Origin of the sequence: Microvirga sp. CF3016 (assembly GCF_036314085.1) — a bacterium.
Classification (GTDB): Bacteria; Pseudomonadota; Alphaproteobacteria; order Rhizobiales; family Beijerinckiaceae; genus Microvirga.
The window spans coordinates 44,640-68,109 of record NZ_JAYGGM010000009.1 but is presented as its reverse complement, the minus strand read 5'-3'; the positions used below and the strand labels follow the sequence as shown (position 1 = coordinate 68,109).

Sequence of the window (23,470 nt, the reverse complement as noted above, 5' to 3'; positions counted from 1 at the left end):
ACTTATTGGGTGTTATCTCCGAGGGGGTAGAGGGCATTCTTGCTCATCAATTAAGCGCAAACACGTGCAGAGCTTGATGAGAGCTCACCCATCAAAAGTGAGGAGAAGAGGCAGTTCCCACTGTGCCGAGTGTTCAGGGATGAACTTGTTGTATCAGAATGTCCTAGAAGTCGAAATGGCATAGAAATATCTGAGCGGCCAATGGCTCACGTTACGGCTGATTTCTTTCCAGATATGCGATCGGCTGCGATCATCGCCGCTTCCACACGATTGCGGGCCTGTAGTTTCTCCATCACAGATGTCACGTAACCTTTAACGGTCTTCTCGGTCAGCCCAAGCTCATCGCCGATGCGCCGGTTGCTGAGCCCTTGGAAAATAAGCATCAAGATCTGCTCTTCTCTATCGGAGAGTTCAGGAAACTGCTTCGTTGCCGCTGCGCTGCCGCTTTCGTCATGCCCTCTCGACATGATAATCCGTGCAGCAAAGCTCGGTGAGACATAACTTCGCCCCTTGCTGACGACGCGTACAGCATTCACGAGTTCCGCACTGCTCGTCCCCTTGAGGAGGTAGCCCTTGGCTCCTCCCCGCAAGGCATTGCGCACTTCATCTTCATCATCGATGACTGTCAGCATGAGTGTCCTCGTCGAGGGGCAGCGTTGTGCAATCTTTGCGGCCGCACCAGTTCCTCCTCCTGGCATGTTCATGTCCAGGAGGATAACGTCGGGACTGTGCTCATGAGCGAGTTGAAAAGCGTCGAGAGCTGTCTCTCCTTGCCCAACGATCTCAATGTCAGGTTCCGATTCTAACGCAAAGACTACCCCATCTCTATAGAGCGGGTGATCGTCGACCACTGCGACGCGGATCTTATGCGGCATCTGCTTCTCCCTTACATGCTAATGGTAAAGATGCCTTGATGCGTGTTCCAGCGCCGAGCGTACTCTTGATGCTGAGTGCCCCTCCGATGCTTTCGATACGATCCCGTAAGCTTAATAACCCTAAGCGTTGTTCACCCGCCGTCTCATTGAAATTGTCGATTCCTGAACCTTCATCGGCGACCTCGACCGTTACTGTCGCTCCGTCCCAGTTCACTTCAACCTGCAGCTCCCTGACGCCTGCATGTTTGTAAGCGTTGTTCAGGCTCTCCTGGATATACCGACACAAGGAAACTTTAATATATTGCGGCGCTTGGGCCGGAAGATCAGAAATCCTGCTTGTGATTTCCATTCCAGTTCTGCGTTCATGCTGGCGTATCATGTGCACTAGCGCTCCTCTGAGTGTCAGGGTTTGGATCTCTGGCAGGAGGAGGCCCTTGCAAATGCTGCGAGTATCATTGAGCGCATCCGACAGAGCTTTTTGGATCTTATGCAGATTGTCGCGGTCTTCGCTGCTGACCTGAACTTTGTCCAATCGCAGAAGGGCGAGACTGATCAGTTGAGCAACACCGTCATGCAGGTCGTACCCCATGCGCCGCATGAGTCGCTCGTTGTCTTCGGTAACATTCTGTGCAGCTCTCTCGATGCGCCCTTGCAGAATGCGATTCTGACGTAACAGGTCTGAAAGTTGGGAAACTCGCTCCCTCAATGCTGCCCGTTGTCGATCGATCGTCTTGCTCCCATTGGCCACGATGACGAAGAGGCATCCCATCATGTTCAAGGTGATCAAAGCCGTCGAGAGCCATGTCTTCCATCCCGCGGCGACGAGCTCACTATCTAGTACGTCTGCTCGCTCATGAAATTCAACAACCGCGATAATATTTCCGCTCTCGAAGTTTCGAACAGGGGCGAAGACCTTGAGAAGGGGGAGATCGGCGGCGTGCTCAGCGATCTTATCGTCGCCAACACCATCATCGAATTCAGCTGCAATCACTCCCGTCCAAGCCCTTCGGGAGGGAGAGGGAAGTGTGAACCTTTTGCCTACGAGGGTCGGCTCGCTGCTGTGAACAATCAGTCCGGCCTGATTCCAGATTCGGAATGACGTGATGCTTGCTTTGAGATCCTGCCTTTCCATCGCTTGGTTCAAGCGTTGGATATTCTCATGTGAAAGACTGCCATCTGCCGTGAGATCTTGAAGATTGGGGGCAATGAAGGTGTTGATGTATAATGCCGTGGAGGCTGCTTTGACTTCGGCTGCACTTTTTTCGATCTGCCATGTAACAAGAGTACTCATGGCGAGCATGCCGATCAGCATGACGGCAAATGCCACCAGAAGAAATTGCCCGGCAAGGCTTCTCCGCTCTGGTGGCATTGCTTCTGACGATGCACGAAACCTTACATCAGCATACACAGCGACGATCCCCTGCCCCCTGACCGTAGCCTTCTTGTATGAGGTCGGGATCTAGAGACCTTCTAAGGTAGGGCTAAGTCTCTCAATGGGTAAATCCTATACCGAAGAGGTAGTCCCATGATCTATCTAGATGCTGACTGTCGAAGACCATTTGTACTGAGCGGAACCAAAGGGATGCCAGCGGCTTCTCTTGCTCTTCGTACCTCATCAAACCCATCGCCGACAATATGGCAAAAGCCTTCCCGGAAGAATAGCTGCTGCGCGAACCGGAGCCGATCCTCCGGTTCGCCCGCCGCATCAGATCGTTGCCATGTAGCTCTTAAATAGGTTGGCAGAACGAGAGGGGCTGCTCTCATCTCTGCTTAAGCAATATCCGGCGAATGGGATGTTCCTTGCCAAAATTCCAGCTGCAGGGCTCCTCAGATATTAGGTGCCGTCAGCCTTCTGATGTTGCTCGAGATAGATCCTCAAGGATTTACCAACATCTTCAATATGCGTTTTCAAAAGGGAACATGCGTCTGTGATCTGTCCGCTCTTGCAGAGGTGCAGAAGCTCGGCATGCTCGGTCTCAGCGCGCTTCATGCCGTCTGTAAGAGAGAGTTGAAGCCGCGTATGCCGGTCACATTCCTGAAGGAGGTTGGCCACGATCGCCAATGTGCGCGGCTGCTTGGCGTGACCGTACAGGAGCATATGAAATTCTGTGTTCAGCTCACCCCAGCGCCTGACATGGTTCGCCCGGAGTTCCGCGCTATACTCCTGAAGGATCTGACTGAGCTTATTGTAGTCGTTTGGTGTCAAATGACCTACGGAGGCTCGCAGGAGACGCGGCTCGAGCAATGCTCTGAGTTCAAACAGCTCCTGAACCTCGTCCGTCGAGAGTTCCGAGACGATGGCTCCCCGGTGGGGGTGAATTTTGACGAGGCCCTCTGCTTCGAGCTGCATCAAAGCCTCTCGAATGGGGATGCGGCTGACCCCGAACTCGCTCGCCAAGGCGTCCTGCCGCAGGGGAAATCCAGCCTTGAAGTCACTATCCAAAATCCGGTGCCTTAGGCTCTCTGCCACGGCAGCAGCTATCGTCCGATGCTGGAGAGACTTCTGCGTCGGTCTGGAGATCAATTTGGTTTCTGGGGCCATGAGCGGGGAAATCACTGAGCTTGGAACAGCCGCTTCTATAGCAGCATCCTGGGACTTTGGCTTGACAAGGTAGATTTTATACAATCTACAATGAGAATGATCAATATCCAGGATGAGAGAAGGCGGAATGGCTAGGATCGGATGGCAAGGGGTCTTTCCCGCGGTTACCACCCAGTTCAAGTCGAATTACGACTTGGATATCAACGCTACGGCGGAAGTGATGAATGGATTGATCCGGGACGGTGTATCCGGGCTGATCGTATGCGGGACGGTGGGGGAGAACACGTCTCTGAGCCGCTCGGAAAAGGTTGCCATCATGGAAGCCGCCAAAGATGTCTCCCGTGGCCGGGTGCCAGTCATCGCGGGCATTGCCGAGTTCACGACGGCTTTTGCATCTGACGTCGCCAAGGAGGCAGAGCGTGTGGGGCTTGACGGCGTCATGGTCATGCCGGCTCTGGTCTATTCCTCGAAACCCCATGAGACTGCTGCGCATTTTCGCGGTGTTGCCAAAGCCACCGACCTGCCGGTGATGGTCTACAATAATCCTCCCATCTACAAGAATGACGTGACGCCTGACATCTTGGCTTCCCTTGCCGATTGCGAGACGATCGTCTGCTTTAAGGACTCGTCAGGCGATACTCGACGTTTCACCGATACGAAGAACATGGTCGGAGATCGCTTCGTTCTGTTCGCGGGTCTTGACGATGTCGTTGTCGAAAGCGTGATGCTGGGCGCTGCCGGCTGGGTCTCCGGCATGTCGAATGCCTTCCCGCAGGAAGGCGAAACCCTATTCCGTCTGGCGAAGGCAGGGCGTCTTGAGGAGGCGAGGGAGCTCTATGAATGGTTCATGCCTCTGCTGCACCTCGATGCTCGTCCCGATCTCGTGCAATGCATCAAGCTGTGTGAGGCGATCATGGGCCGGGGCTCGGAGCTGACGCGCCCGCCACGCCTCCCTCTCAATGCTCAGGAGCGCGCCGAGGTGGAAGCGACGATGGACAAGGCCCTGAGACACCGCCCGGCACTTCCCGATGTCGGCCTGAAATCGGCCGCCTGATAGGCTCGCAGCGAAGGATCTCGATGTCCTTCGCTGTTTCTATGGTACATGGCAACCTCTCTGATCAACGGGTGAAGCGATGGCGCGTCACACCTTCTTCTGTATCGACGGTCACACCTGCGGGAATCCCGTTCGTGTGGTCTCCGGCGGCAGCGTTCCTCAACTGAAGGGGGCGACGATGTTCGAACGCCGCCAGCACTTCCTGGCGGAATTCGACTGGATCCGAACTGGCTTGATGTTCGAGCCCCGTGGGCACGACATGATGTCCGGTTCGATCCTCTATCCACCGACGCGGCCCGATTGCGATGTCGGAATCCTGTTCATCGAAACTTCCGGCTGCCTTCCCATGTGTGGGCATGGGACCATCGGTACAGTCACCATTGCGCTCGAGAATGGACTGATTCATCCCAAGACCCCGGGCCTCCTTCGTCTCGATACGCCGGCCGGTGTCGTCGAAGCCCGCTATGAACAGAACGGCCCCTTCATCGAGAGGGTTCGTATAACGAACATTCCGTCCTTCCTGTATGGGACAGGATATGAAGTGGAGGTGGAAGGGCTCGGACATCTGATCGTGGACGTCGCCTATGGCGGCAACTTCTATGCCATCATCGAACCGCAGCCGCTCTACTCCGACTTGGCTGACATCAATCCTTCGGATGTTCTGCGCTGGAGCCCGAAGCTACGAGAGGCCTTCAACGCGCGTTACCGGATTGCTCATCCCGAGAACCCGGACATCAATCGCCTGACCCATGTTCTATGGACGGGGCGTGCGCAGACCAAGGACGGCACAGCGCGCAATGCCGTGTTCTATGGCGACAAGGCTATCGACCGTTCACCTTGCGGTACAGGAACCTCAGCGCGCATGGCTCAACTTGCGGCACGCGGCGAGTTGAAAGAGGGTGATGAATTCGTCCATGAGAGCGTGATAGGTTCGACCTTCGTTGGGCGCATCGAGGGACGGGCGAACGTGGGAGATCGCGATGCCATCATTCCCTCAATCGAGGGATGGGCGCGAGTCACAGGATTCAATACGATCATCATCGACGACCGCGATCCCTTCTCGCAAGGCTTCCAGGTCGTCGATCGGGTTACAGGGACATAGTGCTGAGAATATCAGCCAACTCGATGTCCTGAACAGGATGGATGATGCGGATCGCTATCGTCGGTGCCGGAATCGTTGGCCTCGCAGCCGCCCATGCCCTTCTCGACAGAGGGCATCAGGTTACGCTCATCGATCCAGGCGGTCAGACGGCGCGGCCGACTGATGGTAATGCCGGATGGATCGCCCATACCGACATCATGCCGTTGGCATCTCCTAAAGTGTGGAGAAATCTTCCAAACTGGCTGATTGACCCCTTAGGTCCTCTCACGATCAGGCCAACCTATCTCCCCTCTCTGATGCCTTGGCTGTTTCGTTTCGTGCTGGCATCGTCCCCGATGCGGATCAAATCGAGCATGGCCGCCATCCGCGCGATCAACGTGGAGGCACTGCCATCTTGGAAGACGCTGTTGGCCTCGCTGAACTTGAGCGCTCATCTACGGGAGAACGGCATTCTCTCGGTGTGGAGCCGTCAGGAGGCTTTCCTGAGGGCGAAAGACATTCTTGATTGCCAAAGAGATCTCGGAATCGGGATCGATATTCTAGACCGAAGTGAGCTTCGACAAATGGAGCCGGCGCTTCATAACGTCGAAGCTGGTGTGTTCTATCCAGAAGCATGCCACATCTCAGATCCTGCGCATCTAGCAGCCGATCTTATGAGACTTGCTCGTGAACGGGGTGCCCGACATGTGACTGCCCGTGCCCTCATGGTGGAGCCGAAGGGCAGCGACATTGATGTCCGCACGGGCAACCCTGAGAACACCGTCACTGCTGACAGGGTCGTTATCGCGGCGGGGATATGGTCACGGCCTCTGACAACGATGCTGGGAGACAAGATCCCTCTCGACACCGAGCGCGGCTATAACGCGACTTATCCCAAGGGTTCATTTGGTCTCAATCGGCCCACCATGTTTGAAGGCGAGGGGTTCGTCACCACTCCTCTCGATACCGGCGACAGGGTCGGCGGGGCAGTTGAGTTCGCCGGACTGGCCGCCCAACCCAACCATGACCGCACAGCCGCAATGGTTGCTCGCTTGAAACGCTTCCTTCCAAACTTCGATGCCAGCCAGGATGCAAGGCGGTGGATGGGCTTTCGCCCCTCCATTCCGGATTCTCTGCCAGTCATCGGCGCGTCCAAACGGGACAGCCGGGTTGTTTACGCATTCGGCCATGGCCATCATGGCCTGACCCAAGCGGCGATCACATCATTGCTGGTCGCAGACTTGATCGACGGAAGGACCGGCAGGATCGAGATGAACCCGTATTCCGCACAACGATTTTGAAGACCAGGTCTCCTCTCCCGATTCTCATCAAGCGGTAGGTTGGGGGGGCGTAGGCGTCACTGGAATTTCCTGGGGAGAGGTGGGCGGCACTCCGACCGGTTCGCTTGGCGGCGGGATGTCGCCTGGCGTAGTTGGAGGAACGCCGATGGGCTCGGGCTGTGGGGCCTCAGGAGGCATGGGCGGGCTCACAGGCGCCGGGTTCGGGTCCGCCGGCGTCGGCTCCGGATATGGCTGGTTCGGCAGAGGAATAGGCATTCAGGCGGTGCTCCATTGGCGCGGTGTGCATAACGATCTGTAAAGGGCAATCGCTAGCCGAGGGCTAGGTTCCGGTCATGGTAGTAGCCGTCGCTCAGAACCTACCCCAGCGTGCCGGGGTGAAACACTGTCCGGCAGTCTTATGCCTTAGCGAAATCTGCAACTCGCAACACGAGCTTCTCGGGCTGCGAGGCCATTGTAAAGGAAAGCGGTCTAGGACCGGCCTTTGCAACGGTGAAAGCTGCAATTTCTGCCAATGACCAGTTCCACCTCAAGGTTGATGTAACAAGGTATTCTATTCCTGGCCGCGCTCACGGCGCCGCCGCTCCACTTCCTGTTTGATGAGAACATCGAGAATCTCGCTCGGCACCGCCTTCGACGGTCGGCTGTTGATGGCGCGCAGGCGTTCGGGATCGAACTTTGGCTCACGGGTAACGGTGAGCAGCCCGTTGGTTTCCTGCCCAGTATCGGTCAGCTGTGTGTAGCAGAAGCCGGCCAGTGCGGTGGATGCGAGCAGAGCATCGACGAGTTCCTCATAACGGTCGAGCAGTTCGTCGGGGCTGGCGAACTGGCCGTAGCCGAACCAGTCATCATCGGCTTGTGGCACGAAGCCAAGCCCACCGAACTCGCTGATCACAATCGGTTCGTCCTTGAGATCAAGATCCTCACTCAAAAGAGGGTAGTGATGCGGACGCACTTCGCGGAAAGTGCGCGCGATGGTCTGCCGATCCGCATACCGCTCCCGCAGCGTGTCGCCCATCGACGCATAATCGTGCACGCCGAAGACGTCGCCGACCGCATGCTGCCAGCCGTCATTGCCGATGACTGGGCGCGTTGGGTCGAGAGCGCGGGTAAGGTGATAGAGAGCTCGCACGAAATCGCGCTGCTGCCTTGAGCGGTCCAGGTCCGGCACACCCCAGCTCTCGTTCAAGGGCACCCATGTGATGATCGAAGGGTGACTGTAGTCGCGGCGTACAGCTTCCAGCCACTCGCGCGTGAGCATTTCGGCGGCACGGTCCGAGTATACATAGGCATTAGCGGCTTCGCTCCAAACGAGCATGCCGAGGCGGTCGCACCAGTACAGGAAGCGCGGATCCTCCACTTTCTGATGGATACGGACTCCGTTGAAGCCGAGCGACTGGGCCAGCTCCACCTCCCGCTTGAGAGCATCCGCATCAGGAGCGGTCAGGAGCGAATCGGGCCAGTAATTCTGCGCCAGGACGAGCCGCAGAAAAGTCGGGATGCCATTGATGATAAAGCGTCCATCGCGGGCTTCGATGCGGCGCAGGCCGAAGTAGCTCTCGACACGATCGATGATGGCGCCGTTCTCGTCGATCAGCTCGATCGTGGCCGCAATGAGGTTGGGGTGTTCCGGGGCCCAGAGCAGCGTACGGCGCCGGCGGATGGCAGCATCGTTGATGTCCAGGAGGATGTCGCGTCTCAGCTCGCGCCCCGAGAGGAGGTAGCTGTCATCGACCAGAACGCGTGTGGGCCTGTCGCCGATGAGCCGCACGCGGACACGGTAGCCGGTGACGGGCTTCCGGTCGAGCCGGAGCGTGAGCCCGACCCCGAAACGGTCGACGTCAGGCGTCCAGCGCAGTTCGGCAATCGCGACCTTTGGGATCGGCTCCAGCCAGACGGGCTGCCAGATACCTGTGGTGCGGTGATACCAAATATAGCCGGGTGCTTCCTCCCAGTATTGCTTGCCACGCGGCTGCTGCAGATCTCGAGGCTCGTCCTCTGCGCGAACAACGATCACCTGGGCTTCGCCGGAAATGAGCAGGGGAGTGATGTCGGCCGAAAATGGAGTCTGCCCACCCGTGTGTTCGACAGCCATGCGGCCGTTGACCCAAACCGTCGCCTTGTAATCGACGGCGCCGAAATGAATGAGGAGCCGGCCTCGACGATCCGCCTCGCCCACCTGGACCTCACGCCGGTACCAGACGACCGGATGAAAGCCGGTCTCGTGCACACCGGACGATTTGCTCTCAGGGGCAAAGGGTACCAGGATCTCGCGATTGAACGGCTCTTCCTGTTCGAACCAGCGTTCGGCAAGACCCTCATCAGCTTCGTCGAAGGCAAAACCCCAGCGGCCGCACAGGTCTATCCAGCGCTCCCGGCGCAACTGCGGTCGAGGATGAAGTTCGGCCGCAGTGATCGTCTCAGTCATGTCTCATCCGCTCAATGGTCATGGGGCAATCTGGTGCTCACCTTCAGGCGGTGACAGTCGGTCGGTGAGGTGACGAGGTTCAGACACTCCAACAAGGCGACGCCTAAGATTGACCGCGTCGGGAGGACAACAATCCCCTGCAAGGGCGATCCTAGCTCGGGACTGCTACCTGGGTCCTCCTGCTTAGGGCGCATCCTGTTGGAGCAAGCTTGCCGATGTCGGCCGAAGGGACTCTCCTTGCACGGCATTGCGTGGCCTCCGTTCACCCTCACGCTCCCGACCAACGCACCAGCGCAAGAGATGTTCTCCCAGGGCGAACTCGGCGCAACTTTCTAGCGTGGGAGCTGCTTCCCGTAGCGCGGCTAAGTCACGAGCTACTACTGTAGAAGATGCCCGTGCGCCTGATGCCGCTTCTGATACTGCTTGGTTTAGGCATGATCCAAGCACAGTGCTCGGAAGGCCCTGACGCTTACATCGTTGGCCATGGCTGATGTTATTCCCGCCTCTCTCAGGGCTAGGCTGTAGCGCTGGCACAGGGCAGGAGGACCTATCAAAGTGACTTGGCGATGGGGCAATCCGAATTCGTCGATCACTTCGTTGATCTCTGCACCGATCATCAAGCCCGAAAGGTAGTCACTGATGTTCTCAGGCGGGAGTTCATCGAGCAGGGCGAGGCTGCGCGCCGAGAAGATGCGGCGGAGGATGTGGCCTCCGATGCTACGATCCCGGGCAAGCCTAGCGCCCCGCAGGAAAGCCTCCGGACTGTCGGCCGATTGCTCAGGAATCAGCTTACTGACGAGGGAGTTCGACTGGAGCAATGCAGTAATTTCACCCGACATATACGTGGTGAAGTGTTCGATTCGGCCATGGTTGACGAAAGCCCATTTGGTGTGGGCTCCGGGAAGAGCGACAAGGCCACTGCTTGATCCCATGGCTCCAAAGATCTTGAGCTCTTCCCCTCGCATCATGTCGGGGAGGGGTGTGCGCACCGAAACGCCTGGAAGAAAGAAGAGGGGTGGCAGGCCTTCGATGTGTTTGACGAATGCCCCTGCCATGATGTCGGGGAGAGAGGCGGGTGCCGGTACATAGGGTGTCTCGATCCATCCATTGCGGCTGGTGATCATGCCGGACAAGTAAATGCGGTGTGCCTCTGCCGCCCAATCCCCGACGATCTCACGCAATGTGGTTTCGAAGGCACGATTGGCAATGTGGTTGATACCTCTCGCCTCCTGCCGCTGGTTCAGAAGCATTCCGCCTTCAGCCAGGAGGAAGGCGTGGAAGGTGGCCGAGGTCCATTCTATGGCAAGGAACACGTGAGGCTCCTTCAATAAGCCGGCTTGACCGGGAACCAGTCCTGGCGCTCGGCGTCGAGGTAGGCACCGACGATGCCATCGACCGCATAGCGCTGCAGGGCATCCTCATCCACCTCGACGCCGAGGCCCGGTCCGTCCGGAACTTGGAACCGCCCGGCCAGAATGGTAGGGGGCGCCGGAGAGACGTCGCCGCCGAGATAGGCCCGCTCCGTATCGATGGCGAGGCTCATGTTGGGGATCGAGGCCGCGAGGTGGATATAGGCGGCCTGGGACAGGGCCAGTTCGGCGCCTGAATGCAGCGTCACTGGGATCCCGACGGCTTCGCAGATGGCGGCTGCCTTGATCGTCTGCCACAACCCGCCTTCCTCGTGCGGGTCGAGCAGCACCACATCCGCCGCGTTAGCCCGCACGATGTTGCCGATGTCGGACAGGGTATAGGCACTCTCGTCGAGGGCGATCGGGATTGGCGTGGACTGGCGCAGGAGCGCGTGACCCGCCAGATCGTCGAGTTCCAGCGGCTGTTCCACATAGGCTGGATCAAATGAGCGCAGCTTCTCCAGTTGCCGTTTTGCGGTTCCAGGCGTCCAGGCGCCGTTCACGTCGAGCCGCAGGGCCCGCGCTCCGATGGCCTCGCGGGAAGCTTCCGCCAATCGAATATCGCTCGGCTCGTCGAAGCCAATCTTGACCTTAAAGGTTTCATAGCCGGCGTCGAGGAAACGACCGATCCGCTCCTTCAGCTGCTTGGTGTCCTTGGTGAAGAGATAGGCGGCGGCTTCCACATCCTTGCGCCAGCGCCCGCCCCAGAGGCACGACAGAGGGAGCTGGGCCTGCTTCCCCAATGCGTCCCACATAGCCATCTCAAGCGCCGCGATCGCCATCACGGCCGCTCGCTTGTGATGGTAGTAGCCTGCGCCCAGGACGTGCCGGTGCAGCCGTTCCACGTCAGCCACGGGATAGCCTAGCCCGATCTTAGCGACGATGTCGGAGAACACTGCCGGCACGGCTGCGATCAGCGAGATCGTCTCGCCCCATCCGACAATCCCCGCATCCGTCTCGATCCGACAGATCAGTCGTGTCGTCCCGATCCTTCGACCCGATCCCCACAGGATGTCTTCCGTGAAAGGCACCCGCACGAGGGTGTGATGGATGGCGGTGATATTCATCGTGAAAGGCTCGTTCAACGAAAGGCGGGTTGACTTGGAACTGAGTTCCAACATAATCGGAGCCATCCTGAAGGGTCAATCGGGCAGTTAGCTCATCCTTTCGACGGAGCTTTGATGGGACGCGTGCAGGCCGAGCTGAAAATCGACGATGAGGCCGAGGGAGGTGCATCCGGCCCGGTGCCTGGCGTCCAGGCACTCACGCGGGGCGTTCAGCTCCTCGAACTCGTCGCGTCAGCCGCCACGCCACCCCGGTTCACGGATCTGCTGGAAGGGTCCGGCATGCCCAAAGGCACGCTACATCGCATCCTCCAGGCGCTGGTCGACGAGCGGCTCCTGAAGTTGGACGGCCGGGATCAGACCTACCGGCTCGGTTCGCGGCTGTTTCAATGGGCGCACCGGGTCTGGGACGATTTTGATCTGCGTGGGGCGGCCGAGCCTGAACTGGAGCGGCTGCGCGATCTCACGGGTGAGACGGTGCGCCTCGGAATCCTTGATGGGGACGGGATCCTCTACATCGACCAGCGCGAGGCGCCACAGCCAGTGCGTCTGAGCAACGGGGTTGGTAGTCGAGCGAAACCTTATGCCAGTGGTCTTGGTAAGGCGATCCTGGCACATCTTTCACTTGAGATGCGGCGTCGGCTCCTGGGCGAGACAGAACTGCAGCGGCTGACACCTCATACCATTGCGGATTTCAACGAGCTGATCAGCCAGCTCGATCTCACCAAGGCCCGCGGCTACGCGGTATCCATCGACGAGCAGAACGTGGGCATCAGCTCCGTGGCTGCGCCCATCCTGGATCATGAGGCCAAACCGCTTGGCGCCATCGGCGTCATCGGTCCGTCCTTCAGGCTGCCGCCCGAGCGTCTTCACGCTCTCGGGCGCGACGTCATCGAGGCAGCCCGGCGGATCTCCGGCAATATCGGCGAGGTGGCGATGTCGCTGAATATCAACCCGCGGCCTCTCGGTGCCGATCGGGACGACGTGTGCTGTGCCATTCCCGCCAGCCTCTTCCTAGGAGAGGGGCCCCACTGGTCCGTTCAAGATCAGCAGCTCTATTTTGTGGACATTCTTGCGCCATCCGTCTGCGTCGGCGACCCGATCAAGGGATCGTATCGCTCCTGGCCGATGCCGGAACTCACGAGCTTCCTGATCCCGCGGAAAGGAGGCGGCTTCATTGCCGGGATGCAAAGCGAGGTGCGGGCCATCGATCCGTCCGAGAACGAGAGTCTGGTGCTTGCTCGGCCCGAGACCAACCGCCCCGGCAACCGGTTCAACGACGGGAAATGCGACCGCCGGGGACGGCTTTGGGCCGGTACGCTCGCCATCGACACGACCCCAGGCCAAGGTTCGCTCTGGCGGCTCGATCCGGATGGGCGGGTCCATGCGATGGACCGGGGCTTCCACGTCTCGAACGGTTTGGGTTGGAGTCCCGACGACCGTCTCTTCTATTTCACGGACACCGCTAAGCAGACGATTTACGTCTATGATTTCGACAGCGAGACGGGGACTATCGAGAACAGGCGCGTGTTCGTGACCGTGCCAGAGAGCGAGGGAAAGCCTGACGGCCTCACGATCGACGCCGAGGGCTTCGTCTGGAGTGCGCACTGGGACGGCTGGTGCGTCACGCGCTATGATCCGGACGGGCGCGTGGAGCGTGTCATCAACCTGCCTGTGCCGCGCCCGACAAGCTGTGTGTTCGGCGGCGCGGACATGCAGACCCTCTTCGTGACTTCAGCCCGAATCCGCCTGTCCGCCGCACAGATTGCGGATGCTCCCTTGTCGGGCAGCATCTTTGCCATCGAAACCGGCATCAAGGGACTGCCCGAGAACGTCTTCGGCGGGTGACAGATATCGTGAAGGTGCGCAATCGACATGGCTAGACTAGAACTCCATCAGATCCGCAAGTCGTTTGGCCAAGTCGATGTGCTGAAGGGGATCGACCTGACGGTCGAGAACGGTGAGTTCACGGCCTTCGTAGGTCCGTCGGGATGCGGAAAATCCACGCTTCTGCGCTTGATCTGCGGGCTCGACGAAATCACGTCGGGCCAGATGATCATCGACGGTCAGGTGGTGAACGACGTGCCCCCGGCCAAGCGTGGGATTGCCATGGTGTTCCAGTCCTATGCGCTGTACCCGCATATGTCCGTTGCCGACAATATGGGGTATGCCCTGAAGCTGGCCGGAACGCCGCGCGAGGAAATCCGCCGCCGGGTAGAAGCCGCCGCGAGGGTGCTGCGGATCTCCGACTACGTGGATCGAAAGCCGCGACAATTGTCGGGCGGGCAACGTCAGCGCGTTGCCATCGGACGTGCCATCGTGCGCGAGCCGAAGATCTTCCTGTTCGACGAGCCTCTCTCCAATCTGGATGCGGCGCTCAGAGTCGAAATGCGCATCGAGATCGCCCGCCTGAAGGAGCGGCTCGGCACCACGATGATCTATGTCACGCATGACCAGATCGAGGCCATGACGCTCGCCGACAAGATCGTGGTGCTCAATGCAGGCAAAGTCGAGCAGATCGGCTCGCCACTCGATCTCTATAATGCCCCGGTCAACCGCTTCGTCGCAGGCTTCATCGGAAGTCCGCGGATGAACTTTCTGACCGTGCAGGAGCCGCGTCTCGAAGGTGGCCGGGTGAGGGTGCATGGGGGGATCGTGTCGCTGAACACGTTGCCGCTGGAAACGCCCAGCGAGATCGGCGTTCGTCCCGAACATCTGGAACTCTGCGCACCGGGAATCAGCAACGCCCTGGACGGCAAGATCGGCATGACCGAGCATCTCGGCAGCGACACCTATGCCTATGTGGCGCTTGAAGGCACGGACGAGATGATCGTCGTGCGCCTCGATGGAGAGCGTCCGATCCGTCAGGGCGAGCACGTGGGCGTCTCGATCAATCCGGATGCGGTGCACGTGTTCTCGACGGATGGTCGGACCCTGGTTTTCGCAAAGCCCATGGCGAGGAATGCGGCATGAGCATTCATCCCGAACTCATTCCGCGGGTGACGGTGGACGGAGCCGTCTATCCCAGCCTGAAAGGGAAGGGCGTTCTGGTCACCGGCGGCGGATCCGGGATCGGCGCATCCTTGGTCGAACATTTCTGCGCGCAGGGTTCTCAAGTTGGTTTCATTGAGCGGAACGCGGATCATGCAAGCGACACGGCACGGCGCATCGCGGCTGAGACCAGCAACCGGCCGCATTTCGAGGCTGTGGACCTGCGCGACATCGGGGCGCTTCGCTCGGCGATCAGATCGCTCTCGGAGCGCATCGGTCCGGTCCGGGTGCTGGTCAACAATGCTGGAAACGACGACCGCATGCCTCTTGAGGACGTGACGCCCGAATACTGGGACGAGCGCTTTGAGACGAACCTTCGACACCAGTTCTTTGCCGCCCAAGCGGTGATCGGCGAGATGGCCCGATCCGGAGGCGGATCCATCATCAATATGGGGTCGATCTCCTGGATGCGCGGGGCTGCCGGGCTGATCTTCTACACGACGGCGAAAGCCGCCGTCATGGGCCTGACCAAATCGCTGGCCCGGGAGGTCGGCGAACGCAACATCCGCGTCAATTCCATTGCTCCCGGCTGGGTTCTCACCGAGCGCCAGGTGGAGCGGGCCAAGCGCATCTACCAGGGCAAGTTCACCGAATATCTCGAGGTTCAGTGCCTCAAGGAGCACCTCCTGCCTCCGGATATCGCCCGGATGGCGCTCTGGCTTGCTGCCGACGACTCGCGTCTCGTGACTGCGCAGACATTCATCGTCGACGGAGGAGTGGTCTAGCGCACGACCCACCTCAAGGAAACAATGTGCGCAGGAATATGGGGCTATGCTCCGTATCGGGAGGAAGAACGATGAAAAAGTTCAAGTCGATCGCATCAACTGCGCTGGTGGCAGCGGGCCTTGGTCTGTCAGGTCCAGGCGCGAATGCTGCCGATGTCAGCTTCATGAGCTTCAGCTATGCGGAGGAGGCTGCCAAACCGTCGGTTGAGGCATTGCTCAAAGGATTCGAGGCGCAGACCAAGCTCACGGTCGAGCCCCTGGGCTATGCCTGGGGCGACATGCAGAAGAACATTTTCCTGCGGGCGCGCTCCAAGACGCTGCCGAGCGTGGCCCAGCTCTCCGAGCGCTGGCTTCCGAGCTTCGCCAATGTTGCCGGTCTCGTCGACCTGAACGAGGTCTACGGCAAGGATAAGCTCGCCTCGATGTTCACGCCCGACGCGCTCGCCATGGGACAGATCGGCTCCAAGCAATACGCTTTGCCGCTCATCTCCGGATCGATCGGCCTCATCGCCAACAAGGCGGTGCTGGACAAGGCCGGCCTCACGAAGACGCCGACGACGATCGAGGAATTCCGGAGCGCTCTGGTCGCCGTCCGTGACAAGGTGCCGAACTCGGTGCCCTACACCATGGCGACGAAGAACAATGGCTCGATCCTGCTCGACTTCATGATCTGGACTTGGACCTTCGGCGGCGAGATCATCGACGAGCAGGGCAAGGTCAAGATCGGCAACGGAGATGCCGGCAAACAGGCGCTCGGGTTCATGGTGGGCCTGATGAAGGATCGCCTTGCGGCGCCCGAGATCGACCGGCCCGATGCCCGCCGCCTCGTGGCTCAGAATGCGTCGGCCTTCTTCTTCGACGCGCCGCAGGCCAGGACGCACCTACGCAGCTTCTCCGGCCAGGGTCCGGCCTTCGACGCGAATGTTCTGCCCCTGGCAACGCCGGTTGCCGTTGCCGGGAAGGAACCGGCTTCCATCCAGTGGGGTCACCTGCTCGTTCAGTTCTCGGCTGACGGCAAGGCCAAGGCCGATGCGCCGGCCAGCCAGTTCATCTCCTATCTCACCTCCGATGTCGCGCAGGCCACCTTCCCGCTCGAGCAGAGTGCTCTGCCGGTGACGAAGTCCGCGCGGGCCAACCCGAAGGTGACGGGCGATGCGTTCCTCACCGCCTGGGCCAAGGCCGCTGGCAATCCCCGCCGTAACGAGGTGGGCATCTGGCCGAACGCTGCCGAGCTGACGCAGATCATCGGCGAGGAGGTGCAGGGTGCATTGCTCGGCCAGAAGAGCGCCGACGATGCCATCCAAGCGATGCAGAAACGCCTCGAGACTTCCATGGCGAACGTCAACAAGCAGAACTGATCCTCACGGCTGGCCCCGGATCTCCGTAGGGCCAGCCGAACTCTCCCTCTTCCCTTTGCACGTGATGATCCTATGAGTCTTGTCGCCGAGATCACATCAGCTCCCGCTCCGGCTAAAGTTTCGCCGCATGCAGTCCGCGGCGGACTGAAAGCCGGTCAGCGGCGCATCGGCATGCTGCTCCTGACTCCGGCGGCCATAGCCTTCGGCCTCGTCATTCTCTATCCGTTCCTGCAGGCGCTGGCGCTGTCCCTGTTCGAATATACCCTCGAGACCCCGGCCCCCCGGTTCTACGGCCTGGGGAACTTCGCCAAGATCGCGACAACGCCGGACGTCTGGCAGGCTTTCGTCACAACGGCCATCTACGTGTTCTTTACGACGACCGGAACGCTCATCCTGGGGCTCGGCTGGGCCCTGATTCTGAATCAGCCCTTCCGCGGCCGCGGGCTGCTGCGCTCCATGTCGCTGCTTCCCTGGGTTCTGCCGAGCACGGTGAGCGCCTTCATCTGGGGTTGGATCTTCAATAGCCGTTACGGGGTGCTGAACGCGTTCCTGCTGGAACTTGGCTTCATCGACATGCCGCAGGCCTGGCTCTCCACGTCCACGGGGGCTATGGTTGCGGTGATCGTCACCAAGATCTGGCTGTCGATCCCGCTCTTCATGGCGTTCTTCCTTGCCGGACTGCAGAACATGGATCGGGAGCAGGTCGATGCGGCCAGGGTCGATGGGGCCAACAACTGGGCGATCCTGCGCGATCACGTGCTTCCGCATCTCCGCCCGGTTCTGATCGTTGTCGTGGTGCTCGGCGTCATCGGCAATCTGCAGCAATTCGATACGATCTACGCCCTGACCGGCGGTGGTCCGGTCCGTGCGACGGCCGTTCTTTCGGTGGAGGTCTATCGCCGTGCCTTCGAGCAATGGGACGTCGGTTTCGCCTCCGCCATCGGCGTGCTCTGGGTGGCGACCCTGCTGCCGCCCGCCTTCCTGTACCTGCGCATGTTGGTGAAAGGCGCCTGACATGTTCGATCTCTCCAGCGCCGTTTCAAAAGTTGTTTTCGGGCTGCTTCTGACGCTGATCGGGCTCTTCCTGTTCTTCCCGCTCTATTGGCTCATGATCTCCTCGATCAAGTCGAATGCCGAGCTCTACAGCATCGTCCCAACACCCTTTCCGCTCGCCCCGACACTGACGCATTTCGTGACGGCGCTGACGACGGGCAAGCTGCCGATGTACCTGTTCAACAGCCTCGTTGCCTCGGGAGCCAGTGCAGCCCTCAATACGCTTCTGGCGCTCTATGCCGGCTACAGCTTCGCCAAGTACCGATTTGCGGGCCGTCAGCCGGTGATGCTCTTCATGCTTTCCGCTCAAATGTTCCCGTTCGGCCTGCTCCTGATCAGCATCTATCCGCTCATGAGCGAAATCGGCCTGCTGGACACTCGCCCCGGACTGATCCTCAGCTATATCGTTTTCGCACTGCCGGTCTCGACCTACATGCTCTACAGCTATTTCTCGCAGGTGCCGGACGAGTTGATCGAGGCGGCGCGCGCCGATGGGGCAAGCGACCTGCGCATCTTCCACACCATTGTCATCCCGATTTCGATCCCGCCGATCATCACGGTTTTCCTCTACTCGTTCATGTGGTCGTGGAATGATCTTCTCTATTCGATGACGCTCATCGTGTCCGACGACAAGCGCACCATTGGACCCGGCCTGCTGCTCACCTATTTGAACGAGGTCAATTCGGATTGGGGCGGCGCCATGGCGGCTTCTCTTCTGGCGTCAGCACCCATCGTGGCCGCATTCCTTTTCCTCCAGCGATATTTCATTCAAGGCGTTACGGCAGGAGCTGTTAAATGAAAACCCCGCTTTTCGGTGCCTTTCCGGTCCTTCCGACTCCCTTCCGCTCGAACGGGATGATCGATGAAACGGATTTCATATCGATCATCGGATTTGCACTTGAATGCGAGGTCGACGGTGTCGTGTATCCGGGCGTGGCCAGCGAGGTCGATACCCTGAGCCAGGATGAGCGGCGGCGCCAGGTCGATCTCCTGGCGCGCGAGGTCGGCAAGCGGGTCCCGATCATCATCGGGGCGAGTGCTCCCGATCCCGCCGTCGCCGCCCGTCACGTCGCCCATGCGGCTGAAATCGGCGCTGCCGCCGCGATGGTGATGGCACCCGGGCACCTGGGCAACTCGGTCGAAGCTCAGATCGAGTACTTCCAGCAGGTTGCTGATAGAGCCGGGCTGCCGATCATGCTGCAGAACCAGCCCAAGCCCATCGGTGCCGGATTGACGCCTGAGGAGGTGGCGGCTATCGCATCCGCGGTTGGTATGATCCGCTACATCAAGGAAGAAACGCCGCCATGCGGGCAGCACCTCACGCGCATCAAGAACGCGGCGAAGGATTCGGTGGACGCGATCTTTGGCGGAGCCGGCGGTCGCTATGTGATGGATGAGATGGCGCGTGGCGCGGCCGGCACCATGCCGGCCTGCGAGCTCGCCGACATTCACGCCATGATGATGAAATCCTGGCGGGAGGGCGATATCGCCACGGCGCGGAAGCTCTATTCCGCCTCCCTGCCTCTCTTGAACTTCCAGGCGATCTTCCGCATGCACATGACCAAGGAAGTCCTGCGCAGGCGTGGAGTCATTCGGAACACGTCCGTCCGCGCCAAGGGGCCTAAATTCGACGATGGCGATCGTGCCGAACTCTCACTCCTCCTTCAGGAAGCGGTGCTCCCCTACAAGCACCATCGTCCGGTCTGATCGATCATGAGCAATGCCGTCGACGCCATCGTCAAGGTTGAGACCTTCATCATCTCTATTCCCCGCGAGGTACCCTATCTCGGACCCTTGAAGGAAGGAGAGCGCATCAACGAGCGCGGATACCTTGTGCGCAAGGGTAATCGCACAATCTACCCGTCTACAGACATGACCCTTCTCATCAAGGTGACCGGCGAAAGCGGACGCGTCGGGTGGGGCGAATGCTACGGTATCGTGGCGCCTGAGGCGACAAGGGCTATCATCGACGATGTCCTTGGGCCCGTCATCATCGGGCGCGATCCGGGCGATGCCGTCGTGATCCACGAGGATCTCTACGACCTCATGCGGGTGCGCGGGTTCTTCGGCGGATACTACGTGGATGCGCTTGCCGGCGTCGACATCGCGCTCTGGGACCTAGCCGGCAAGAACCTCGGTGTTTCCGTCTCGACGCTGCTCGGCGGGCGACGGCATTCCACGATCTCGGCCTATGTCTCTGGACTGCCACGGGCCACCCTGCAAGAGCGCTGCGACCTGGCCGTCGAATGGGTGGCGAAGGGTTATCGCGGCATCAAGTTCGCGGCGGCGGTCTCCGACGAAGGAATTGTGCAGGAGATGACCGCCCTGCGCGAGGCCGTCGGCCCAGATATCGACCTGATGGTCGATCTTCACTGGAAATTCGAGGCTTCGGAAGCCGTGCGCCTCATCCGCCGCCTGGAAGCGTCGAACCTTTACTTCGCCGAAGCGCCATGTCAGCCGGAGGATCTCGAAGGTCAAGCCCGCGTCGCCCGGAGCATCGGCGTGCCCCTTGCGCTCGGAGAGGAATGGCGGACCGTCTATGAATATCGTCCAAGGCTGGAAGCGCGCTGCATGGGCGTGATTCAGCCCGAGATCGGCCATACCGGCATCACCGAGTTCATCCAGATCGGCCGCATGGCGCAAACCTTCCACATCAACACCATTCCGCATGCCTCCATCAGCGTCGGCATCTTCATGGCAGCGAGCCTTGTGACTTCATCGGCTCTTCAGCGCGTGCCCTATCACGAGTATCAGCATTCCGTCTTCGATCGCAATCTCGCTTTCACGGACGGCGATATGGGCTGCGCGCTAGGGTATTACACCGTGCCGACCGGAGCTGGTATCGGCGTCGAGCCGAAGGATGAGCTGTTCAACTTCGTCGTCGCAGAAGGGCGAGATTCCCGCCTATGACGGCGGCCATCGAATGCAGATTGCCATTCATCCATCTGGTAGCCGGTTGGACCAGTCATTTGGACTCTTAGTGATCCAAGCTCACCTCGAAGCGGACCAAGTCCCTGTTCATCGTGGGACGCTTCGTCTGCCAGTTGAAGCGCGTTAGATATAAATAGAAAGTGTCGCCAGCCGATTGGAAGACGGGAGAACGGCTCTCGTGATCGACGATCGAGGGATAGTCGTAATAGACCTTCTTCTCGGTTGTTCCCCAGGGCGGCTCGAAGGGAGCAAGCAGGGATGCCGGTGACCAGCTCCTCAAATCGGGCGAGGTCGCATAGTAGACGCCGCCCTTGTCGTTCATCCGGGTTGACCAGACCACTATCCAGAGGCTTCTGGTCTCCAGCCAAATGAGGGATCGAACCTTTCCGCTGATGTCGCCGTTTCCGAGGCGATCGCAGGTTGCCCGAACCGGTTCCTGTCCGCTCACCGGATAAGGATTCGGCGGCGCAACGAAGCGACCATTGCTCATCATCTGCCAGCCTGCGACAAGGTCGGATCGGGGAGCACGGAACAGGCAGTTTCCGCGTTCGCCCGGCACCGCCGCGTCCTCCGTCCAAGCGATGAAGTAGGCATAGCCCTCATCGAAAACCGTATTCGACAGGGTGAGGAAACCGGCGGCATCGACGCCCGCATCGAAAGGTCTGTTCGATCCAGCAATGAGGCGCCGGTCGCGAGGCAGCAGCCTGAACGAGAAATCCTGATCATTTGCTTCCAGGGCGACAATCGAAAGGTACCAGCATTCCGGTTTGTCCGGTCCTTTGGCGCACAGCCCGTTGTGGCGAAGGCCGGAGAACTCCTGGCTCGCCAATCCGAGAACACGATCGTCCCCGAGAGGAACGAGGCTCTGCACCCAGAAGCGGTCATCGTAAGCCGAGGGGTCGGCCGATTCCTCTCCTTGGGAGACGACAGAGCATTCGGGGCGAAGCTCGTCGAAGCTCGGCCCCTCGAGAACTCTGTTCCGGAAGTGGGCCGCAATCAGAGCCACGGAACCGTCATGCCGACGGTAAGCCCTTGCGGGGGAATCCGGAATTGAGCGCCAATCGCACCGTTGCCGCTCATAGCTATAGACCACTTCAGGTTCGGGAGAGACCGAGAAGCGAAGGGTTTGGCTTGCAGTCACCGCCGTGCTCATCATAACCATCAGAACTGCCGACCACGCCAGGGTGTTCCAACGTGCGAACTTGCTCACGACTTTCGTAGAGCGGGCCATGCCGGGGCTCCTCCGTTCATGCGGTCGAGCGTACGTGAGGGACCTTTCTCTTGCGGTCGGCAAACGGGATCCGGCCTGCTGAGACTCGTATCATGGCATCCTCACGCGCCGGATGCGATCCGGCGAAGGAAATTCGCCGGCTGGAGCCGGTTTGCTGTAAGAAAATCGAGATATTTCGAAGCGGCTTCGCTCCGATGCCTGTCATAGGCGTCCGGATCGAAGTTGATCATCCTCTTCAAGCTCGAACGGGTGAGGGGTGCCGTCAGATCGGACGCGGCGACATGCGGAACTCCTGTATTCTCGCAGAGCTCTCGGGTCCGGGAGTCGATCGTGACAGTCAAACCCATGCGCTCGGCCTGAAGAGCCAGGGCGACACCATGGTAGCGGGACCCGATCGTGAAGTCATGTCTACGCAACGCGTCCATCCAGGCCGGAACGTCATAGAAGGAGCGGACATAGTTCCGGCACCACGTCTTGAACTCCTCGAAGGAGTAATGCGGGACGGTGTGGCTATGGATCTCCCTGAGAGCGTGGGGATCGATGTTGTCGAAAATGCCCCGAGACACCCTGATCATTTCGCCCATCGATTGGACCACATACTGACCTGGATACATGGGGTCCATCATCAGGCCGATCAGCTGGTGCTCGATGTGGCGTGTCTTCATCCAGGCCTGGTGGCCTGCCGCGACTGAGACGGAGCGTGGCAAGGCAATCTGCGACCATTGCTTATGGATCTTCTGCCCCAGACCTGGATCTTGGTTCGTGAAGTATGAGGGACAGCCGCCCGCAATGGAGCCGTGAATGCCTAGCCTTTCGAGCTGCGATGTGGTGAACGCACCGCGGGTATAGATGTTGGAAGACGATGAGGACGGGTTCGACTGCGCAATGACCTGTGCCCAGCGGTATGTCCCGTCGGTGAGCTGGATGTCCTGATCATAGCTGTCAGCCTGAGCTCCGAGCCCGATGGCAACAATCGGCAATCCGGACTTCTCCAAATTGTCCGCCATATTGCCGTAATCGGTGTGGCGACCCAGTTGGTTGGCGCATGGGATGACAATGATATCGGCATTGTCCCTCAGAGTTTCCGCCGATGCGCTCCAGCTAAAGAACTTGACCGGGTTGGAGAGGTGACTGGCTATGGCGTAAACAAAGGCGAGGTTTCCATTGTTGTGCCCAATGCCGTTGTAAAGATCTTCGAAGGCCGAATTCGAGTAGAGGCCCAGAGACGGGTACTTCCACAGGATTGCGACCCGCAGCGGTTTAGCAGACGCAGCCGTTCTAAGAATCGGTTGGTCGATCATTCTATCTTTGGTGATTTCGTCGAGCATATGAGATCCGTCCTGAAATGGAGAATTTGTCGAGCACTAACC

19 protein-coding genes are annotated in these 23,470 nt (G+C 59.5%); 11 read left to right on the top strand and 8 right to left on the bottom strand.

The features are described from left to right. Positions 1 to 206 precede the first annotated feature (206 nt). The 3 genes from VB672_RS14570 to VB672_RS14560 all read right to left on the bottom strand — a co-directional run bounded on the left by VB672_RS14570 (position 207) and on the right by VB672_RS14560 (position 3,417). The gene (locus tag VB672_RS14570) at positions 207 to 875 is read right to left on the bottom strand and encodes a response regulator transcription factor (RefSeq protein WP_329784921.1); all 669 of its coding nucleotides are present in this window, start codon (positions 873 to 875) and stop codon (positions 207 to 209) included. Then, positions 865 to 2,283: a sensor histidine kinase gene (locus VB672_RS14565; RefSeq protein WP_329784920.1), complete on the bottom strand. Its 1,419-nt coding sequence runs from the start codon at positions 2,281 to 2,283 to the stop codon at positions 865 to 867. The genes VB672_RS14570 and VB672_RS14565 overlap by 11 nt, the downstream gene beginning before the upstream one ends. A gap of 426 nt (positions 2,284 to 2,709) precedes the next feature. After that, positions 2,710 to 3,417 (bottom strand): GntR family transcriptional regulator, encoded by a 708-nt coding sequence (locus VB672_RS14560; protein ID WP_329784919.1) that lies wholly within the window; start codon positions 3,415 to 3,417, stop codon positions 2,710 to 2,712. Positions 3,418 to 3,544: 127 nt separating this feature from the next. Here VB672_RS14560 and VB672_RS14555 point away from each other — a divergent pair, with 127 nt between their 5' ends. The 3 genes from VB672_RS14555 to VB672_RS14545 all read left to right on the top strand — a co-directional run bounded on the left by VB672_RS14555 (position 3,545) and on the right by VB672_RS14545 (position 6,853). Beyond that, positions 3,545 to 4,471 (top strand): dihydrodipicolinate synthase family protein, encoded by a 927-nt coding sequence (locus VB672_RS14555; RefSeq protein ID WP_329784918.1) that lies wholly within the window; start codon positions 3,545 to 3,547, stop codon positions 4,469 to 4,471. A 79-nt stretch (positions 4,472 to 4,550) separates the two neighbouring features. Further along, complete coding sequence (locus tag VB672_RS14550) at positions 4,551 to 5,573, top strand: 4-hydroxyproline epimerase (protein ID WP_329784917.1); 1,023 nt, start codon at positions 4,551 to 4,553, stop codon at positions 5,571 to 5,573. Positions 5,574 to 5,617: 44 nt separating this feature from the next. Next, complete coding sequence (locus tag VB672_RS14545) at positions 5,618 to 6,853, top strand: NAD(P)/FAD-dependent oxidoreductase (RefSeq protein WP_329784916.1); 1,236 nt, start codon at positions 5,618 to 5,620, stop codon at positions 6,851 to 6,853. Positions 6,854 to 7,403: 550 nt separating this feature from the next. On the opposite strand, the gene VB672_RS14540 is transcribed toward VB672_RS14545, so the two are convergent. The 3 genes from VB672_RS14540 to VB672_RS14530 form a co-directional block, all read right to left on the bottom strand. Beyond that, the gene (locus VB672_RS14540; protein ID WP_329784915.1) at positions 7,404 to 9,278 is read right to left on the bottom strand and encodes a glycoside hydrolase family 2 protein; all 1,875 of its coding nucleotides are present in this window, start codon (positions 9,276 to 9,278) and stop codon (positions 7,404 to 7,406) included. 428 nt (positions 9,279 to 9,706) lie between these two features. Beyond that, positions 9,707 to 10,591 (bottom strand): 2-dehydro-3-deoxygalactonokinase, encoded by an 885-nt coding sequence (locus VB672_RS14535; protein WP_329784914.1) that lies wholly within the window; start codon positions 10,589 to 10,591, stop codon positions 9,707 to 9,709. Positions 10,592 to 10,602: 11 nt separating this feature from the next. After that, positions 10,603 to 11,754, bottom strand: coding sequence for a mandelate racemase/muconate lactonizing enzyme family protein (locus VB672_RS14530; RefSeq protein ID WP_329784913.1), 1,152 nt, complete (start codon positions 11,752 to 11,754; stop codon positions 10,603 to 10,605). Positions 11,755 to 11,868: 114 nt separating this feature from the next. On the opposite strand from VB672_RS14530, the gene VB672_RS14525 reads away from it, so the two are divergent. From VB672_RS14525 to VB672_RS14490, 8 genes are all read left to right on the top strand, one after another. Continuing rightward, a complete protein-coding gene (locus VB672_RS14525; RefSeq protein WP_329784912.1) occupies positions 11,869 to 13,599 on the top strand; it encodes an SMP-30/gluconolactonase/LRE family protein in 1,731 nt (576 codons plus the stop codon). A 27-nt stretch (positions 13,600 to 13,626) separates the two neighbouring features. Then, the gene (locus VB672_RS14520; protein ID WP_329784911.1) at positions 13,627 to 14,724 is read left to right on the top strand and encodes an ABC transporter ATP-binding protein; all 1,098 of its coding nucleotides are present in this window, start codon (positions 13,627 to 13,629) and stop codon (positions 14,722 to 14,724) included. Beyond that, entirely contained in the window at positions 14,721 to 15,527 is an 807-nt protein-coding gene (locus VB672_RS14515) for an SDR family NAD(P)-dependent oxidoreductase (protein ID WP_329784910.1), read from the top strand. Before VB672_RS14520 ends, VB672_RS14515 begins: the two co-directional genes overlap by 4 nt. A gap of 71 nt (positions 15,528 to 15,598) precedes the next feature. Next, positions 15,599 to 16,885 (top strand): ABC transporter substrate-binding protein, encoded by a 1,287-nt coding sequence (locus VB672_RS14510; RefSeq protein WP_329784909.1) that lies wholly within the window; start codon positions 15,599 to 15,601, stop codon positions 16,883 to 16,885. A 72-nt stretch (positions 16,886 to 16,957) separates the two neighbouring features. After that, positions 16,958 to 17,899 (top strand): carbohydrate ABC transporter permease, encoded by a 942-nt coding sequence (locus VB672_RS14505; RefSeq protein ID WP_329784908.1) that lies wholly within the window; start codon positions 16,958 to 16,960, stop codon positions 17,897 to 17,899. A gap of 1 nt (position 17,900) precedes the next feature. Then, positions 17,901 to 18,737 (top strand): carbohydrate ABC transporter permease, encoded by an 837-nt coding sequence (locus tag VB672_RS14500; protein ID WP_329784907.1) that lies wholly within the window; start codon positions 17,901 to 17,903, stop codon positions 18,735 to 18,737. After that, complete coding sequence (locus tag VB672_RS14495) at positions 18,734 to 19,645, top strand: dihydrodipicolinate synthase family protein (protein ID WP_329784906.1); 912 nt, start codon at positions 18,734 to 18,736, stop codon at positions 19,643 to 19,645. Before VB672_RS14500 ends, VB672_RS14495 begins: the two co-directional genes overlap by 4 nt. 6 nt (positions 19,646 to 19,651) lie before the next feature. Then, on the top strand, positions 19,652 to 20,848 hold the full coding sequence (locus tag VB672_RS14490; RefSeq protein ID WP_329784905.1) for a mandelate racemase/muconate lactonizing enzyme family protein: 1,197 nt from the start codon (positions 19,652 to 19,654) through the stop codon (positions 20,846 to 20,848). Positions 20,849 to 20,915: 67 nt separating this feature from the next. Here VB672_RS14490 and VB672_RS14485 read toward each other — a convergent pair whose 3' ends face one another. Both VB672_RS14485 and VB672_RS14480 read right to left on the bottom strand, forming a co-directional pair. Continuing rightward, positions 20,916 to 22,100: a hypothetical protein gene (locus VB672_RS14485; RefSeq protein WP_329784904.1), complete on the bottom strand. Its 1,185-nt coding sequence runs from the start codon at positions 22,098 to 22,100 to the stop codon at positions 20,916 to 20,918. 101 nt (positions 22,101 to 22,201) lie between these two features. Beyond that, a complete protein-coding gene (locus VB672_RS14480) occupies positions 22,202 to 23,428 on the bottom strand; it encodes a polysaccharide pyruvyl transferase family protein (protein ID WP_329784903.1) in 1,227 nt (408 codons plus the stop codon). Between the last annotated feature and the right edge of the window lie 42 nt (positions 23,429 to 23,470).

Coding starts and splice junctions, on each gene's coding strand:
- VB672_RS14570 (WP_329784921.1), bottom strand. CDS start 875: ATGCCGCATAAGATCCGCGTCGCAGTGGTCGACGATCACCCGCTCTAT.
- VB672_RS14560 (WP_329784919.1), bottom strand. CDS start 3,417: ATGGCCCCAGAAACCAAATTGATCTCCAGACCGACGCAGAAGTCTCTC.
- VB672_RS14555 (WP_329784918.1), top strand. CDS start 3,545: ATGGCTAGGATCGGATGGCAAGGGGTCTTTCCCGCGGTTACCACCCAG.
- VB672_RS14550 (WP_329784917.1), top strand. CDS start 4,551: ATGGCGCGTCACACCTTCTTCTGTATCGACGGTCACACCTGCGGGAAT.
- VB672_RS14545 (WP_329784916.1), top strand. CDS start 5,618: ATGCGGATCGCTATCGTCGGTGCCGGAATCGTTGGCCTCGCAGCCGCC.
- VB672_RS14540 (WP_329784915.1), bottom strand. CDS start 9,278: ATGACTGAGACGATCACTGCGGCCGAACTTCATCCTCGACCGCAGTTG.
- VB672_RS14530 (WP_329784913.1), bottom strand. CDS start 11,754: ATGAATATCACCGCCATCCATCACACCCTCGTGCGGGTGCCTTTCACG.
- VB672_RS14525 (WP_329784912.1), top strand. CDS start 11,869: ATGGGACGCGTGCAGGCCGAGCTGAAAATCGACGATGAGGCCGAGGGA.
- VB672_RS14520 (WP_329784911.1), top strand. CDS start 13,627: ATGGCTAGACTAGAACTCCATCAGATCCGCAAGTCGTTTGGCCAAGTC.
- VB672_RS14515 (WP_329784910.1), top strand. CDS start 14,721: ATGAGCATTCATCCCGAACTCATTCCGCGGGTGACGGTGGACGGAGCC.
- VB672_RS14510 (WP_329784909.1), top strand. CDS start 15,599: ATGAAAAAGTTCAAGTCGATCGCATCAACTGCGCTGGTGGCAGCGGGC.
- VB672_RS14505 (WP_329784908.1), top strand. CDS start 16,958: ATGAGTCTTGTCGCCGAGATCACATCAGCTCCCGCTCCGGCTAAAGTT.
- VB672_RS14500 (WP_329784907.1), top strand. CDS start 17,901: ATGTTCGATCTCTCCAGCGCCGTTTCAAAAGTTGTTTTCGGGCTGCTT.
- VB672_RS14495 (WP_329784906.1), top strand. CDS start 18,734: ATGAAAACCCCGCTTTTCGGTGCCTTTCCGGTCCTTCCGACTCCCTTC.
- VB672_RS14490 (WP_329784905.1), top strand. CDS start 19,652: ATGAGCAATGCCGTCGACGCCATCGTCAAGGTTGAGACCTTCATCATC.
- VB672_RS14485 (WP_329784904.1), bottom strand. CDS start 22,100: ATGGCCCGCTCTACGAAAGTCGTGAGCAAGTTCGCACGTTGGAACACC.
- VB672_RS14480 (WP_329784903.1), bottom strand. CDS start 23,428: ATGCTCGACGAAATCACCAAAGATAGAATGATCGACCAACCGATTCTT.